General features: G+C 37.7%; 14 protein-coding genes. 5 read left to right on the forward strand and 9 right to left on the reverse strand.

Annotated features, from left to right (window positions below; genetic code table 11):
- The first annotated feature begins 191 nt into the window (after window positions 1-191).
- The gene (locus CDZ88_RS14870) at window positions 192-980 is read left to right on the forward strand and encodes a hypothetical protein (protein ID WP_100374287.1); all 789 of its coding nucleotides are present in this window, start codon (window positions 192-194) and stop codon (window positions 978-980) included.
- A 53-nt stretch (window positions 981-1033) separates the two neighbouring features.
- On the opposite strand, the gene rlmN is transcribed toward CDZ88_RS14870, so the two are convergent.
- From rlmN to CDZ88_RS14885, 3 genes are all read right to left on the reverse strand, one after another.
- Window positions 1034-2110, reverse strand: a complete 1077-nt coding sequence (rlmN, locus tag CDZ88_RS14875) for a dual-specificity RNA methyltransferase RlmN (protein ID WP_100374288.1) — start codon at window positions 2108-2110, stop codon at window positions 1034-1036.
- A gap of 191 nt (window positions 2111-2301) precedes the next feature.
- A complete protein-coding gene (locus tag CDZ88_RS14880; RefSeq protein ID WP_100374289.1) occupies window positions 2302-3828 on the reverse strand; it encodes an ATP-binding protein in 1527 nt (508 codons plus the stop codon).
- 137 nt (window positions 3829-3965) lie between these two features.
- Entirely contained in the window at window positions 3966-4490 is a 525-nt protein-coding gene (locus CDZ88_RS14885) for a type 1 glutamine amidotransferase domain-containing protein (protein ID WP_100374290.1), read from the reverse strand.
- A 155-nt stretch (window positions 4491-4645) separates the two neighbouring features.
- Between CDZ88_RS14885 and CDZ88_RS14890 the strand changes: the two genes are divergently transcribed.
- From CDZ88_RS14890 to CDZ88_RS14900, 3 genes are all read left to right on the forward strand, one after another.
- The gene (locus CDZ88_RS14890) at window positions 4646-5209 is read left to right on the forward strand and encodes a glutathione peroxidase (RefSeq protein ID WP_100374291.1); all 564 of its coding nucleotides are present in this window, start codon (window positions 4646-4648) and stop codon (window positions 5207-5209) included.
- 238 nt (window positions 5210-5447) lie between these two features.
- Window positions 5448-6653 (forward strand): beta-ketoacyl synthase N-terminal-like domain-containing protein, encoded by a 1206-nt coding sequence (locus CDZ88_RS14895; RefSeq protein WP_100374292.1) that lies wholly within the window; start codon window positions 5448-5450, stop codon window positions 6651-6653.
- A gap of 2 nt (window positions 6654-6655) precedes the next feature.
- Window positions 6656-8089, forward strand: coding sequence for a sensor histidine kinase (locus CDZ88_RS14900; protein WP_100374293.1), 1434 nt, complete (start codon window positions 6656-6658; stop codon window positions 8087-8089).
- Between the two features lie 133 nt (window positions 8090-8222).
- Here CDZ88_RS14900 and CDZ88_RS14905 read toward each other — a convergent pair whose 3' ends face one another.
- From CDZ88_RS14905 to CDZ88_RS14915, 3 genes are all read right to left on the reverse strand, one after another.
- Window positions 8223-9443, reverse strand: a complete 1221-nt coding sequence (locus CDZ88_RS14905; RefSeq protein ID WP_100374294.1) for a PP2C family protein-serine/threonine phosphatase — start codon at window positions 9441-9443, stop codon at window positions 8223-8225.
- Window positions 9444-9706: 263 nt separating this feature from the next.
- Window positions 9707-10567: a pirin family protein gene (locus tag CDZ88_RS14910; protein WP_100374295.1), complete on the reverse strand. Its 861-nt coding sequence runs from the start codon at window positions 10565-10567 to the stop codon at window positions 9707-9709.
- 138 nt (window positions 10568-10705) lie between these two features.
- A complete protein-coding gene (locus tag CDZ88_RS14915) occupies window positions 10706-12238 on the reverse strand; it encodes a malate:quinone oxidoreductase (RefSeq protein WP_100374296.1) in 1533 nt (510 codons plus the stop codon).
- A gap of 506 nt (window positions 12239-12744) precedes the next feature.
- Here CDZ88_RS14915 and CDZ88_RS14920 point away from each other — a divergent pair.
- A complete protein-coding gene (locus CDZ88_RS14920; RefSeq protein ID WP_332849233.1) occupies window positions 12745-13149 on the forward strand; it encodes a DUF421 domain-containing protein in 405 nt (134 codons plus the stop codon).
- A 38-nt stretch (window positions 13150-13187) separates the two neighbouring features.
- Here CDZ88_RS14920 and CDZ88_RS14925 read toward each other — a convergent pair whose 3' ends face one another.
- From CDZ88_RS14925 to CDZ88_RS14935, 3 genes are all read right to left on the reverse strand, one after another.
- The gene (locus tag CDZ88_RS14925; RefSeq protein ID WP_232718673.1) at window positions 13188-14381 is read right to left on the reverse strand and encodes an aminotransferase-like domain-containing protein; all 1194 of its coding nucleotides are present in this window, start codon (window positions 14379-14381) and stop codon (window positions 13188-13190) included.
- A gap of 114 nt (window positions 14382-14495) precedes the next feature.
- Window positions 14496-15815 (reverse strand): YjiH family protein, encoded by a 1320-nt coding sequence (locus CDZ88_RS14930; RefSeq protein ID WP_100374722.1) that lies wholly within the window; start codon window positions 15813-15815, stop codon window positions 14496-14498.
- Window positions 15816-16179: 364 nt separating this feature from the next.
- Window positions 16180-16653: a peptide-methionine (S)-S-oxide reductase gene (locus tag CDZ88_RS14935; protein WP_100374298.1), complete on the reverse strand. Its 474-nt coding sequence runs from the start codon at window positions 16651-16653 to the stop codon at window positions 16180-16182.
- Between the last annotated feature and the right edge of the window lie 223 nt (window positions 16654-16876).

Consider the following 16876-nt stretch of genomic DNA (forward strand, 5'->3'; position numbering starts at 1 on the left):
TAACTTTACCCTTAATAAAAAGTATAGTTTATACTAATTAGTATGTGGGCATCATACGCATTTTGTCGTTTAGAGTGACTAGCATAACCTGCTTTCATTCCATCTATGCTCATTCCCTTAGCACTAACTATCTATTTACCGTCGTTTATTGCTATAATATGCTTGACACTAACCTTTAGAGGAGGAGCAACATGTCCACTGTTAACATTCTTATTCAAAAAGAAACCATTGCTGCTCTTAATAGTCTCAAAGAAAATATTTTTGTCGCAGACAATGATTTTTTTATTGTTTGGATGAACGAAGCTGCTCATCAACTGATTACTTCAATTAAAGAAGATATTCATTTAACACGGTCTGAAGATATGATTGGAACACACCTTTCACTTTTTCATTCTAAAAGTGCTTATCAGGAGAAAATTCTTAAGCATCATCTTCCATATAAATCAAGAATACATATCTTTAATAAGTATTCCGCCGATATTTCTGTGACTCAATTTATCAATGAATTTGATGAAAAAGTAGGTTATATTCTTACATGGGATGATGTAACAGAGCAAGAACAGGTGAATCAAGATAACCAAAAGCTTATTGATGAACTTAGCACCCCTATTTTACCGATGGTCGTCGAAGATTCTCTACTTGTTCCTCTTATTGGCACGTACGATACTGCTCGTCTTGACAAGTTGCAACAAAAACTGTCACATGAGTGCTCGAATAATGGTGTAGAGTCTGTTGTATTCGATTTCAGTGCCATGTCGTTGAAAGACCCTGAGCAGCTCATAAATCAAATTAAAACTCTTTCTGACACTATAGCCTTAATTGGGGCTGTATCTGTCTATGTCGGCTTCCCTATCCCAATGATTCGCGAGTTTGTTGGGCAAGGTGTTCGGACAGATGTGAAGACCTTCCGTACCTTTAGACAAGCTGCACTCTATTTATTAAAACAGAGAGGTCTAGAAATTGCTGAAAGAGAACAGTAATAACTCAAAAAGAAGCGTACCCTCAATTAATGAGGGTACGCTTCAACTTTTTCTTATGCCTTTGCTTTTGGCTTGTCTTTTTTAATTTGTTTACTTCTTAACTGACCGCAAGCTGCATCGATATCTGTTCCGTGCTCAAGACGAACACCACAGTTAATTCCGTTTTTCTTCAACTCATCATAAAATCCTAGAATATCTTCTTGGATGCTTCGTTGATATTGTCCGTGCTCATCAACCGGGTTATAAGGGATCAAGTTAACATACGTCAGGCGGCGTTTATCTTTAAATAATCTCGCTAACTCTTTAGCATGTTCACGTTGATCATTCACACCTTTTAAAAGGATATACTCAATCGTAATTTTACGGTTTGTTTTTTCAAGATAATAATCAATCGCATCCATAAGCTTTTCAATCGGAATCGCCTTATTGATTTTCATGATTCTTGTTCTTAGTTCATTGTTTGGAGCGTGTAATGAAATCGCTAAGTTTACTTGAAGCTGTAAATCTGCAAACTCATAAATCTTATTAGCTAAACCACTTGTTGAAACAGTAATATGTCGGGCACCGATTGCAAGACCTTTATGATCTTTTACCACTCCTAAGAAATCAACCATATTCTCAAAGTTATCAAATGGCTCACCAATCCCCATGACAACAATATGACTAACTCTTTCTTCATTTCCAACTGTGTCTAGATGTTGCTGAACGTTCATGATCTGTTCAACGATCTCTCCACTTGAAAGGTCACGACTTTTCTTTAATAGCCCACTCGCACAGAAACTACAGCCAATGTTACAACCTACCTGCGTTGTGACACAAACAGATAACCCGTACTTATGTTTCATTAGCACCGTCTCAATTAAATTTCCATCGTAAAGTTTAAACAGAAATTTAATCGTACCGTCCGAAGACTCTTGTTTCACATGTTCTGTTAACGTTTGGATCGCAAAGTTCTCTTCTAATAGCTCTAAGCAATCCTTATTTACATTGTTCATTTCAGCAAAGCTTGTTACACGTTTGCGATATAGCCAGTCCCATACTTGCGTTGCACGGAATTTCTTATGCCCACGCTCTAATAACCATTCTGTAAGTTGCTCAATCGTCAAGCCATAAATCGATTCTTTATGCATGCTGTACCCTCATTTCAAAATAAATATATCTATATGTCAGTAGTTGCATTCACATCATCAGTACATTGTCTCATATTCAAACCTTCATCTCAACCTTCGTCGGCTAAAAAGTACCCTAAACTATTATAAGGATTGCCAAAACGCTTGACAATCCCAATTGTTGTATATTCAGATTGAAAGAACCTCTATTTTCAGTCAACCGTTGGAATACTAAGCGTGACAACAACGCCTCCTGAAGCTCTATTTCCGATATCAAAACAACCATTATGCTCTTTCATGATCGTAGTAGAGATCATTAAACCAAGGCCAGTTCCTGTATTTTTTGTCGTGTAAAATGGTTTTCCAATTTCACGTAAAACTTCTACAGGAATAAATGGGCCGTCATTGGCAATTTCGATCTGTACATCAGATTCACGCTTGATCACATCTATTTCAATTGTTCCTTCAAACCCAATCGCTTCAAGAGCATTTTTGAAAACATTCATGATAACTTGTTTCAACCTATTACGATCTCCTTGTATGATTGTCTGATCGCAACGATTCCACTGGATGCGAACCTGTTGATTTTCACAAATTGAATGAAACAATTCTAGCACTTCATCTAATACATCTTTTGGTGAAAATCTAGATAACTCCATAGCTCTAGGCTTTGCCAAAACTAACAGCTCATCAACAATCCCGTCAATACGGTTTAGCTCTGTCTGCATTAGCCCTTTATAATGATTTTCTTCCCCCATTAACTGTGTAAAGCCCGATAAAACGGTAATAGGATTTCGGATTTCATGAGCAATACCCGCAGCTAATTCTCCAACTACTTTTAATTTCTCAGATTGCCTCAACTTGTCCTCGGTCATCTTTTGCTCTGAAACATCCCTAATTAACATCAAATAAGCAACCGGCTCTCCTGTAAGATCTTTAATCAATGAAGTAGATTTAGCAACAATAAGAGGATGCCCTTCTTTCTGAAGATGCTGCGTCTCTATTTCCATCGTTTCTTCCCAATCAAGAGGGATAACTTGTGAGATCTTTGTCTGCATGAGTGCTTCATACTCCCAACCATACAAGCGACAAAAAGAATCATTCACATTAATGATCCTACCATTTAAATCATACACAACAATGGCATCTTTCGTTTGTTTAAAGAAGGCCCTTAAATAGCTTTCGGTTGATTGTAACTTTTCTTTCGCGCGATTCTCACCAATCTGCGCACGAACCCATAAGCTTTTAGTGAATTTTATATGAAATAAGAAAAATATCACAATCATTACAGCCAGGACAATAAAGTAACCTATATCAACTGGCTCTATACTGTTAAAAATATCATCAAAATGGAATAAGTAAAAATACGTTAATGAAAAAGTAGCGAGCGCTCCAGAAAAGATTGTCACCCCGTATTGTTGATACAAAGAAGTCAAGATCACTCCCAGCAAGATATAGATATAATTTACTAAATAAGGATACTCAATATTTAGCCAAAATAGGTACACAAAAATTAAAGATGAAATGAGATACATCATCCACACTTCATTTTTTAACACCCTTCTTAAAATCGTCAACACAACCAACATACCGATTCCCACCGGAGGCCATGATGAAGAGTAAAGAGGATCGAAACCAACATAAATGATCATCGTCAGTAAATAAGAAACCCATAAGACGATTAGCATTAATCGATTTCTTCTTTTTATAAAAGAGTTAAGATCTACCGTTGCCCCCATTAATCATCCACCTACTTACACCCTCGTAAGGACTATTTACTTATTTGAAATTACCATAAAATTCAACATATGGATATATTATTACTCAAAAAAACACGGGTTTTCTTTTTCATAGATCGAAAAGAAAACCCGTGTTTTTATTTTTTTGATAAAGCATCAATAAACTCGCGCATATAGTCTGGTAAGTCTGGCGGACGGCGGCTTGAAATAATGTGTCCATCAACTACGACTGGCTTATCTATCCAGGTAGCGCCTGCGTTCGTCATATCATCCTTAATACCAGGTGTGCTAGTCACCTTTTTACCTTGAAGGATATTAGCTGAAATAAGTACCCAACCAGCATGACAAATTTGGCCGATTGGCTTTTTCTGTTTATCCATTACTCTGACCATATTTAGCACACTGTCAAATCTTCTAAGCAAGTCAGGTGACCAACCACCAGGAACTAGTATCGCGTCATACTCATTCGGATCAATATCATCAAAAGCATAGTCCGATTGAATGGGAACGCCGTACTTCCCTATGTACGTTTCATTGGCCTTATCAGCCACTATATCCACCGTTGCCCCTTCTTCCCGTAAACGCAAAACCGGATACCATAACTCTAAGTCTTCAAAGTCTTTACTAACAAGTTGAATGATTTTCTTATTGTTAAGCTTCATACTCGACCTCCACTTTCTTTTTTTGACTCTATTCAAAAGTTTACACTGAACTTGTACCCCAAAGCAAAAGAGGCAAATCATTAGCTAATTATAAGTAGGTGGTGATATGATAATCCTAAGTCAAAATACCTAATAAAACGAAGTGAGGAATGTACGTGAGCATTTATCAATTTTCTGCAGTTGCGATGAACGGTCGTGAAAAGTCATTAGATGAATACAGTGGGAAAGTCGTACTAATTGTCAACACAGCAGGAAGATGCGGATTTACCTATCAATATAGTGATCTTCAGAAATTATATGAACGTTACAAAGATAAAGGCTTTGTCATCTTAGGGTTCCCTTGTAATCAATTTGATAATCAAGAGCCTGATGAAAATGATAAGATTCAAACAAATTGTATGCTGAATTACGGTGTTAGCTTCCCTCTATTCCAAAAAACTAGAGTGCGTGATACTGGTATCCACCCTTTATTTAAATACTTATCCCATCAGAAGAAATTTGAAGGGTTTAATAAGTTTCACCCAGTTTCAAAGATTCTCATTCCTTTACTGAACGATAAGCATCCTGAATATTTATTAGATGATCATTCAATTAAATGGAACTTCACAAAATTCCTAATCGATTCAGAAGGCGAGGTTATTAAACGCTTCGAAAGTACAACCGACCCGATTGATATGGAACATGATATTGAAGCGCTATTAGCAGACGTTCGAGTGTAATAAAATGAGGGAAAGGGATGGTCAATTGACTGTCCCTTTTGTTTCTTTCCATTCAACCATGGGATCATTCGATATACATAGCATTCTTCTTAAAATAAATGTGTTTCTAATAAAATTACGTTATAATAGGCAATAAGTAATATACACCTTAAGGCCTTTTGTTAACCGCCTTTGAGTACAATTGAAAGATCCCTTCAGATATCTGTAAACTGCTCATGTTGAAAGGTTTGATACCTATATGAATAAAGTTGTCGTTACAGGCTACGGCATTAAAGCACCTAAGACGCCTAATATTAAACAGTTTTTAACCAACTTAAAAGAAGGCATTCATTGTTTACAATTAGATGATCAACTTACCCCTAAAGGTGAATCTACTATTATAGGAGTAATCGATGATGGGTTACTTGATAATTTAGCGGATCCTAAATACAAGAGATTATCTCGAACAACTATTCTTGGTATCGAAGCAGGTGTAGAAGCACTTAAAAGTGCCAATTTAGACTCACTTGAAAATAAAAAAGTTGGCATTTTCTTCGGAACATCTGTTGGAAACATTCAAGAGGATATTTTTCAAGAAGCGATTGTATATGCTAAAATGAAAAATCACAAAAAAATACCTGTCACATTTGGTCACTATGCTAATTACCATAGTATTACCTCTGCTATTGCTTACTTTCTAGGCGTAAAAGGAATTACCAAAACCATTTCAACTGGCTGTACGTCGAGTTTAGAGGCTTTACAAGATGCTGTTGTTTATTTAAAAAGTGGTCAGATAGACTATGCCATTGTTGGTGGAAGTGACTCTCCTATTACAGAAGTAGCAACCTATGGCTTTGCAAAAACAAGAGTTCTACCACTAAATCAATCTATTGATGAAGGGGCTGTTGCCTTTCAATCCTCTAGTAAAGGGTTTGCACTTTCAGAAGGTGCAGGTTTCATTATCCTTGAAAGACAAGAGGTCGCACTAGAAAGAAATGCTAAGATCTTAGGGGAAATTAATCGTGTTTCATCCAATAATGACGGCACATACCTGTTCACTCAAGAAGAAACCGGCACTCAAATGTTAGCAGCCCTAAAAGATGTGACTCAACATAGGAAACCCGACTATATCAATAGCCAAGCTCTTGGTATCCAGATAAATGACTTAATTGAAAAGCAATGTTCAAAGGCTTTATTTAATCACAAAGTTCCTTATACTAGCATTAAAAGTATGATAGGTAACCCTTTAGGAGCTATCGGTATTATACAAGTCATTTCTGCTTTATTGAGCATTAATAACAATTTTATTCCCCCAACCATTCATACTAATAAATTGGGTTTTGAAGAGATGAACATTGTTACGACCACACAAGTAAAAGAGATTCGTGAAGTAGCTATCACTACTCATGGTTACGGTGGTAATAATGCTTGTGCCTACGTGATGGGTTACCCAGGAAAGGTATAGTTATGATTATCTCTTTACTTATTATAGCAATAGGACTTATTCCTTTAGTACTAGCTATTAATACGATTAGAATCTATAAAGGGTCTGAACTTGGTATTATCCTTTTATTATTTATGATGTCGCTTAGTTTTTGGCAAATAGACATTGGAGTTCTTTATTTAAAATCATTCCTTCCAGAAGATTGGATATTATGGCTTTTTCGATTATTTCGGATGGGTCCAACGTTTATCGTTCCTATCACATTTTACTTAGCTTATGTGATTTTTAATAAGTATGCTTTGAACTTTGCAACACGGAAATGGTATAAGTTTACTAGACTTATTATAAATGCAAAGGTACTTAAGGTATTTATTCTTTGGAGTATCTTTATTTACTTCCTTAATTGGACTAATTTTGGAGTTTCCGGGTTAAGAATTGTTCATATTTCTAATTCTGATATCAATCTCTTCTTCCCGGTTTATGGTGACTATCATTTTCTATATTTAATTCATACTAGTATGTTTCTCGCCTTATTGCTGTTCATTATCGTCGTATCAACTAGAATGAGAAATATGCAATTCCAATCATTTTTACAGACCTTTTCTATTTGCTCTCTTTTGCTCTTTATCACAGGTTTTATTAATTTCATTCCAGGAACAGGTGCTGTAGTTAGTAGCATTGGGGTCATTGTTTTCTCGTCGATTATCATTTTTTCTTTTGTGAGAATGAATAATCTAATAACGATTAAGTATAATCGTTTGTTAGAGCGACAAAAGAAACTTAATTACACCGGTGATTTATCCGCCAGTTTAATTCATGAAGTGAAAAATAATTTACAAATTATTAAGACCTATTCACAACTCCTACCTCGTGAAGAACAATTATCTTCACAAGGCAAGCTGATGATTGAAAAAGTACAAAATGCCACATCACAGCTCGATAATCTAACGAATAGTTATTCTGACTATATTAATACAAAAACCATTGAGTTCAAACTTCGAGATATGAACTCAACCATTATTTCAGCAATAGAAATCACATCAGAAATACTTAAAGAAAACCATGTCACCATTAAGTTCATACAAAATCAAAGGCCATTAAAGGCATTTATTAATGAAACATATTTAAAACAAGTGTTCATTAACATCATCAAAAACAGCTGCGAATCGATTGATGGTCAGAAAGATTCCCGTTTAATTACGATTCAGACACAAGTTATAGGAGATCAGATCCTCATTGATCTCAGCGATACAGGGGAAGGGATCCCAGAGCATCAATGGGAATCCATCTTTGATCCATTTCTCTCTTCCAAACAATTAGGCATGGGAGTAGGATTGCCATTCGTACGCAAGATTATCTTTGAGCACCGCGGTGAGATTAAAGTACTCAAGAGTAGTCCGGAAGGCACGACCTTTAGAATTGTGTTGCCGCAGTATGAGTTTAGTGAGATAAGTTAGTTGTAAAAATAGAGAAAAAAGCTGTCAAATGACAGCTTTTTTATGCTAACTGGCTCTACAATAATGGGTTCTATAACGTACCTTATCAAACAAAAAAGGCTTCTTTTCAGTAGCTGAAATAGAAGCCTTACCATTACATTATCTCTATAAAAAGAGCCGTTGCATCATCTTTACGGGCCTTTGATAGCAATTTTTCTTTATTTGTTTTTAAAACGACCTCAACTGGCTTTCTAAGACCTTTTGGCCATACCTCATCAGATGATAGTAGATCTGTAAAACCATCTGTACTAAAGATAAATTGATCGCCTTTGATAAAATCTACTCTATGTTCATCAAAACTTGCCTGGTGAAACATACCCAGTAAGGTGCCGGGGACTAGGTGCTCCTTTTGTCCACTAGCTAATGTGCTACTAAAAAATCGGTTAATCCCGCCACATGCATATGCTAGTTTCTTATCCTTAAAATTAAACTCAAAACAAAAGGCTGTGAAATAGTAACCTTCAGGCATAAAGGGCATACTAGCGCGATTAATTGAACTTATTAAATCTCCTAAAGAAGCTGTGTTTTCATCCAATGCTTGAGCAAAGAGGACACGAATTGCTGATGTTTGTAAGGCAGTTGGTACACCGTGCCCCATTACATCCACTAGATAGCCAAACATTCGATCTTCTGTTATCCATTTATAATCATAGAAATCTCCGCTAACTAATTCAGAGGGGAGATACAAACTTTTCATTTTTATATACTCATTGGTAAAGTCATCTGGTAGTAGCTGCTGTTGCAAGTCGCCAGCCCATTTTATATCCTTTTGTAGGGCCTCGTGCTTCTGCTTTTGAACACGAATCGCCTCTCTAAGCTCAATCTCAGTCAAGACCCACTCCGCAAGATTTTCTAACTTCGTGCGTTCTTCCGCAGAAAAAACTCTAGGCTGATTGTCAATGATACATAGCGTTCCTAAAATATTGCCTTTCTTGGTCATTAATTTAGCACCCGCATAAAATCGAATGCCCTCTTCAATTACAAGTCGATTAGTTCGAAAACGGTCATCTATAAGTGTGTCCTCCACAACCATGGTCTCTCTCGTTGCCACGACATACTGGCAAAAGGCAACTTCCCTTCCCGTCTCTCTAAAATCAACCCCTACACATGACTTAAACCACTGCCTATCCTCTGTAACCAACGACACGAGGCAGATCGGCACCTGAAAAATATCAGCAACTAAGCGCGTTATCTGGTCAAAAGATTCCTCTGCCTCCGTATCAACAAGCTGTAAGGAGTGAAGCTCTTGAAGCCTCTCTTGTTCGTCTTCTTCTGAAAACATTATAATCCCTTGGTTCCTGATACTTTTTTTCATACCTTACTCCTTCACTCACTCTTAAAATGCATTTACTAGTTTTGTATGATAAATGTTAAATTCGATATTCTGCTCTTGCTACACTTTAATTTTTATATAAACTACTCCAGCTTACGGGTACAATCTACACGAGCAATACCAATTAAGTGGTGTCTCACCGTTGCTTTCATTCTGCTAGAGTCTACGTATATTTCATCGGCTAAACTGGCAGATTGTTCAGATTTTCAGTTAAACAATTTCTTTAATCCTTGCCTCTTTCTACATCACGATTGAGAAGATGGTCCAAATTTTCCTAATCGGAAGTCTTGAAAGGCTTCATGAATCTCCTCTTCTGTATTCATAACAAAAGGTCCGCGTGCGATAACCGGTTCCTTGATTGGCTTCCCTGTATAAATCAACACTCGAGATCGTTCTTTCGCCTTCACTTCTAGAACATCGGTTTCTTGATCGGTTGCATTTTCATCATGAGCAAGTAACCCGACCTCTGATTTCGTAAGCGACACATCCATTCCAAATGTCATCTCCCCTTGAAGCATGTACACATGTCCATTGTGTTTTTTCGGAAGCTCCAAACAATACGTCTCACCTTCGGCTAAATAAAGCTCAAACATATTAATCGGAACGCGGGAGTTCATAGGTCCTGTCGTTTGTTCAGTGGTTCCTGAGTAGATACGAATGTAGCCACCTTCTATTTCTACCTTTGGTGCATCTTCTACAAGTACATTTTGATAAAATGGGTCTGATTGCTTTAAATCTCTAGGCAAGTTGAGCCATAGTTGAAGCGTGTGTATTAAATCATTGTCTACAGCCTCTTCCGCATGTCGCGCTCCACTACCAGCATTCATGTACTGCACATCACCAGCATGTAAAACAGAATGTCCCCCTTGATTATCTGTATGTTCCAGTCGTCCATCAATTACATACGTAATCGTTTGAAACCCCCTATGAGGATGATCTGAGAATGTTCCTCTCTTAAACCAGTCATCTGCCATTAATACAAATGGATCGTACTCACTCATCCGTTCAGGAGGCAAGACCCACCCTTGTTGAACATGGGGATAGCCATTATTGTTATACTTCACTTTCCAATGATCACGAATCATGCGTTTTGATTGCTTCGTCATACAAACACCTCCGAAATTTTTTTCCTTTCGTTTAGCATACATACGTTTGATATGAAAATATACTAATTAGCTTAGGGGCACACTGTTGCCGTTCTTTAATTTGGAGAAAGGAAAAAGCATAAATAGCTGTTAAGCCATTTATGCTTGTACTGACATGCGAGTCTCGCTTTTCAATATTTCTGCTTTTAGGTCGGTTAATTGAAGCGTCTCCGCAGTTGAAGCATGGATTTTTTTGATGAGCTCTGGGTTATCCATTAACGATAGACCATAGGAAGGAATCATTTCCTTAAGTTTCGGTTCCCACTCTTCGATCCGTTGCGGAAAACCATTTTTCAACACCTCTATCATGACATGAACAGCTGTAGAAGCACCCGGAGATGCACCAAGTAATGCTGCGATCGACCCATCAGCAGAACTAACAACTTCTGTACCAAGTTGAAGAGTTCCTTTGCCTCCCTCATCCGTATCTTTGATCACTTGTACACGCTGGCCTGCTATAACCAGATCCCAATCCTCACTTTTGGCATTCGGGATAAAATCACGTAAAGCATCCATACGTTGTTCCTTTGATAACATCACTTGCTCGATCAAATATTTTGTTAATGGAATTTCTTTGACACCTGCTGCTAACATCGTGACTACGTTGCTCGGCTTGACCGAAGTTAACAAATCCAATATCGAACCATGTTTTAGGAACTTTGGTGAGAAGCCAGCAAACGGTCCAAACAACATTGATTTCTTGTCATCGATATATCTAGTGTCCAGATGTGGAACAGACATTGGTGGAGCTCCCACAGGGGCTTTACCATATACTTTGGCATGATGCTGCTCGATCACTTCTGGATTGTTACATACTAAGAATTGTCCGCTTACCGGGAAACCACCAATTCCTTTGCCTTCAGGAATACCAGATTTCTGTAATAAATGCAGACTTCCTCCACCGCCTCCGATAAAGACGAATTTTGCGGTATGGCGTTCGACTTCATTGTTATAGAGGTTTCGCACTTTCAATTCCCATATGCCATCTTTAGTTCGCTTAATATTGTCGACACTATGTTTATAATGTATATTTACATTTTCGTTCTCTAAATGTTCCAACAGCATACGCGTTAACGCACCAAAGTTAACATCTGTTCCAGTGTCGATCTTTGTTGCTGCGATCGGCTCATTTGTCGTGCGGCCTGTCATAATTAGTGGAAGCCATTGCTTCAAAATATTAGGGTCATCTGAATATTCCATGCCCTGAAACAACGGGTTATTTGAAAGCGCTTTATAACGATTGTTTAAAAAAGCTACATTCTTTTCGCCTTGGACTAAACTCATGTGAGGCAAAGGTTTAATAAAGTCCTCTGGCTTCTCAATTAGCTTGTTATTTACAAGATACGACCAAAATTGCATTGAGACTTGAAATTGTTCATTGATTTTAATAGCTTTACTAATATCTACCGTTCCGTCCGCTTTTTCGTTTGTGTAGTTCAGCTCACAAAGTGCCGCATGTCCAGTACCAGCATTATTCCACACGTTAGAACTTTCTTCGCCCGCTTCTTCTAGCTTCTCAAACACTTCAATGTTCAATTCCGGTGCTAACTCTTTCAGTAATGAACCCAAAGTCGCGCTCATGACTCCAGCACCAATTAAGATAACGTCTGTTTCATTCTGAATGTCGCTCATTATAACCTTCCTCATCGCTTAAGATTTGCAGAAAGGATGTAGGCGCCACCTCGGAATACATCTTTTCTGTCTCATTTTATAACCATATTATAGTCTACTATTTATTTAGGTTAAATAATTACCATTTATCTGATAATTATAAACTACTTAAAGATAGAATAAAAGAGAAATCTCCATTCCAAAACCCTTAGAAACTAAAGCCTTAACTCAGCATATCAAAGAATCAAGGCTTTCGTTCGTTCAAACCTATATTTCCAGCACGGACCTAGCCCATTACGTAAGGATAATCATTGATAAATCACATGATTATCTTTCTTTATTAGTGTTAAACCAATTAAAAAGGAGATGCCTCCCCAATAGAGCAATTATACTAATAGTATAGCATAGGAAAAGGAGAATAATATCCATAAAAGTTGCATAAAACCTTTCTTCCTTGACCATTACTAGTAGTATAATAGATTTGTTTATCTACTGAGAGGGGCCTCTTAGAATGAAAGCCTTCTATTATTATTCGAAATGGCAAGATTGACCGCGAGCAACTTAAACAAAATCGAATGAATATTAATCAATTGCTTAGCTCCTTAAGACAGAGTGAAACGTTTTCCCTCCGTGAAGTAGCCTATGCTATTTTAGAGACAAATGGCTCGATTAGCATCTTAAAAAAGAATAAGTACCAAAAGGTTACCCTCGAGGATTTACATCTACCACCAAGTCCGACTTACTTTTGTAGGACACTTATTACTGATGGCGAAGTGATAGAAGATAATCTTAACGAGCTAGGTTCTAATAGAGACTCGCTTACTCAGCAAATTATTGCACATGGATTTACCCGAACAGAGGACGTCCTCTATGCAGACTGGCTGAATGATGATGGGATCTATTTTGTTCCTTATCAAAGTAAGGAAGCTTAAGGATCGAGACAGCTTCCTCGATCCTTAAGTCACCGAATTTATTGTTCGAATGCCTTTATCAATTGAGCGAGCTTCATAACTCCCTCCACGATTTCTTCTTTAGAGGCATAACTAAACGACAATCTTAAGAATGACGCCCCTTCTTGCTCCTGTAAGCAGAAATACTTTCCAGGTACATACGATACTCCCTCATCAAGAGCCTGAGTTAATAATGTTGACGTATCGACACCTGCTACCATTACCCAAACAAAGTATCCCCCTCTTGGTCTATACCATGAAACCGTGTCTGGCATATGTTGTTCTAGCGCTGAAACAAGTACCGCGCACTTTGCTTCATAAGCAGTTCGTAAAGTATTTAGACGTTCGCTTAGATTTGTTTCTTCCAAATAAGTAGCCATTGTTGCTTGTGAAAACGGGTGATCTAAATCTTTTTTAAACCATTGTAAGGCCGTGATAAACTCTTTTGCTGCCACGACCCAACCTATTCTCAATCCAGGAGCAACGAGTTTAGATAACGAACCTACATGTAGGACACGATTGGTGGAATCGATTGCTTTGAGCGTAACTTCTGGTTGACCAAAGTATAATTCTCCATAAGCGTCATCTTCTAGAATTAGAAAATTATATTGATCAGCTAGTTCGATCACATGCTTGCGGCGTTCGCTCGTCATCGTCGTACCTGTAGGGTTGTGGAAAGTTGGAATGGTATAGAGGAGACGAGGAAGAGGCAGCCCACTCTCTTTTCGCTCTTTAAGCATTGCCTCTAAACGATCTGCTTGAAGCCCATGCTCATCGACTGGAATGCTAATAAAGTGTGACGTATAGTTTTGAAAGATTTCTAATGCTTCCATGTATGTCGGTGACTCTACTGCAACGACACAATGCTCATCAATTACTATACGCGCAATCAAATCAATGGCCTGAGAGGCTCCTGAAGTTAGTAACAGTTCCTCTTCGCTTACATTCATCCCGCGCTCTGCCAGTCTTTGCCGAATCTGCCCTTTCAATTGGTCGACCTTAGGACTTCCAATATAATGAAGTGGCAAATCCTTCTCTTCTTCCAATAGACGGACTACCGACTTTTTTATTTGGTCTGCAGGCACCAACGATGGCTCAGGATAGCCCGAACTAAGACGGATGCATTTCTCTGGTAAAGCTGGCATCCATTCTCCAGGAGGATCATTTTTAAGCGCTGCTTTTATATTTTCTGATAAAAAAAATTCAACGATCACTTTTACCCCTCCACACTTTCTTGAAAAATTTAAGTTAGATAAAATAATAGGCGGTGCATATAAGCCGCTCCTGAAATATACTCCGCTAAGTTTGTGCTTTATTTGAAATCTCTGTTAAAAAAACAAAAAATGAGCCATGGCTGCTGTGATTGGTAACGTAATAATCGTTCTTTGTAAGAAGATCACAAACAATTGAAACAAAGAAAGCGGAATTTTTGACTTTAATAATAGAATACCAATTTCAGACATGTATATTAATTGTGTTAAGGACATGACCCCGATTACAAAACGAGTCAGCTCTGATTCAATTCCACTTCCTATAACAGCTGGTAAAAACATATCAGCAAAACCAACGATCATCGCTGGAGCTGCTGCCTCTGCTTCAGGAATTTGCAACAACTGAAGTAACGGTACAAACGGATAAGACAAATAATTAAACAGTGGCGTAAACTCTGCAATAATCAGTGCGATTGTACCAAGCGCCATGACCAACGGAATTAAAGCGAACCAAATATCAATCACATTTTTAACACCGCTCTTTACTACATTACGATAACTCTTTACTTCGCTCGCTTTTTCAACGGCCTTGTGTACGCCCCATTGAAAGCTAGACACGCCCTCAGGTACTACTTCATCAATTTGTTTCCCAACCGGCTCATAATAAGAATCCTTCTTTAAGGAAAGAGGAGGAATTCGAGGGCAAATAACTGCCGCAACAATCCCTGTTACAATGACGGTGAAATAAAATTGGATAAACATATGATCGATGTTTAAGAACCTAGCAATAACCAGACTGAAGGCAATCGATGCAATCGAAAAATTCGTAGCAACAACCGACGCTTCACGCTTCGTGTAGTACCCCGATTCATACTGCTGTGTGGTAAGTAATACGCCAACTGTTCCACTCCCCATCCAAGACGCTAGCGCATCCACAGATGAACGCCCAGGTAATTTGAATACAGGGTACATAATCTTACGTACAATTGTTCCGATAAAGTCCATTAATCCGAACTGAAGCAAAAGAGGCATAAATAAACAAGCAAATAAAAACCAAACCATTAATACAGGAACCAGATCATACAAAACGACTCCGCCGGTAAAGTCAGACCATATAAATTCCGGGCCTACTTGTGTCAATGTTAGCACGGCAAAAACTGCACCAATGCTTCTTAGAATGAACCACACGGGAGAAACGTCAAATAATCCTTTTAAGAAAGCACTTCTCTCTATCCATGGAAGATTCGTCCCCTTTGCTACTAAACTACCAATAGCAGAGATACATAACACACTCGTCATAATGAGTGGAATAAAGACAGCAATGGCCCCCTGCAGTGCATCTGCTAGCACGCCTAATCCAATTGTCACCTTATCATTCACAGAGATTGGTACTAAGAATAGCAAAACCCCAATCAACGAAGGCAACCAAAACTTCATATACTGTTTAGCGCTATACGATTTTTCATATGTAGGTTGATTTGACTCTTGTACTGTTTTCACTTTCACTTCCACTTTACTCTCCTCCAGTTCCCAAAATATGTATATATTATTCAATGAACTTGCTACACTTCACTATAATAGTTAATAATATATCATCTTTATGTATAAATATACAATAATGATTAAAAATTTTTATTTGGTTTTGTAACTCCTTAACGTTCAGTAAATGTAACGACTATGGTGTCAGCCCCCCATTTCGTTAAAGTATTTAGTGAGGGACTGACACCAAAATCCTTCTCCGTTTTACGTCTCGTACATAGAGTCATATTTAAAGAATAAGTGTAATAGATTACCTGTCTTCTTAATTCTTATATTTATTTAATATCTCTGTTGGAATATGACAATAATCACTTGGACATTTAGTTAACCTATCTTGATGTTCTTCTGCACTTCTCACATAGTTTGTAAGTGGTACTACTTCAACAACTATCCGGTTACAATCATTTCTTTCATTAATAAATACCCTCGCCTCTTCTAAATGTTTATGATCTTCACTATACACGCCAGTTCTGTATTTTTCCCCAACATCATCTCCCTGTTGGTTGATACTATACGGATCAATAATTTCAAAGAAGTAGTCCATTAGCTCTTTAATTGTTACAACATTTGAATCGAATTCTGTTTTTACGCATTCCGCATAGCCATCATACTTATTCTCAAGTGTATTGCTTGCTCCATTAGCTCTTCCTGCTTCTGTAAACGTAACACCAGGTAAAGTTTTTATAAATGCTTGTACTCCCCATAGGCATCCACCTGCAAAATATACTACTTCCATTTTGCCTCTCCTCCTTGTGTGTCGGAAGGAATAGATCCACCGACTATTAATTGTAAAAAAATACATAAATAACCTCTCATAAAACAACAACTTTGTCTCCATAGTATATTTTCATTTATATTATCCTTCAAATATTAAATCAACCGAATCTGTTAGAACGGTATATCTCCCTCCATTCTGAATAATATGCGATTTTTTTGCAAAGGATAAAAACCATACCATG

The organism is Bacillus sp. FJAT-45037 (assembly GCF_002797325.1).
In the GTDB taxonomy this organism is placed as follows: Bacteria; Bacillota; Bacilli; order Bacillales; family Bacillaceae_D; genus Alkalihalophilus.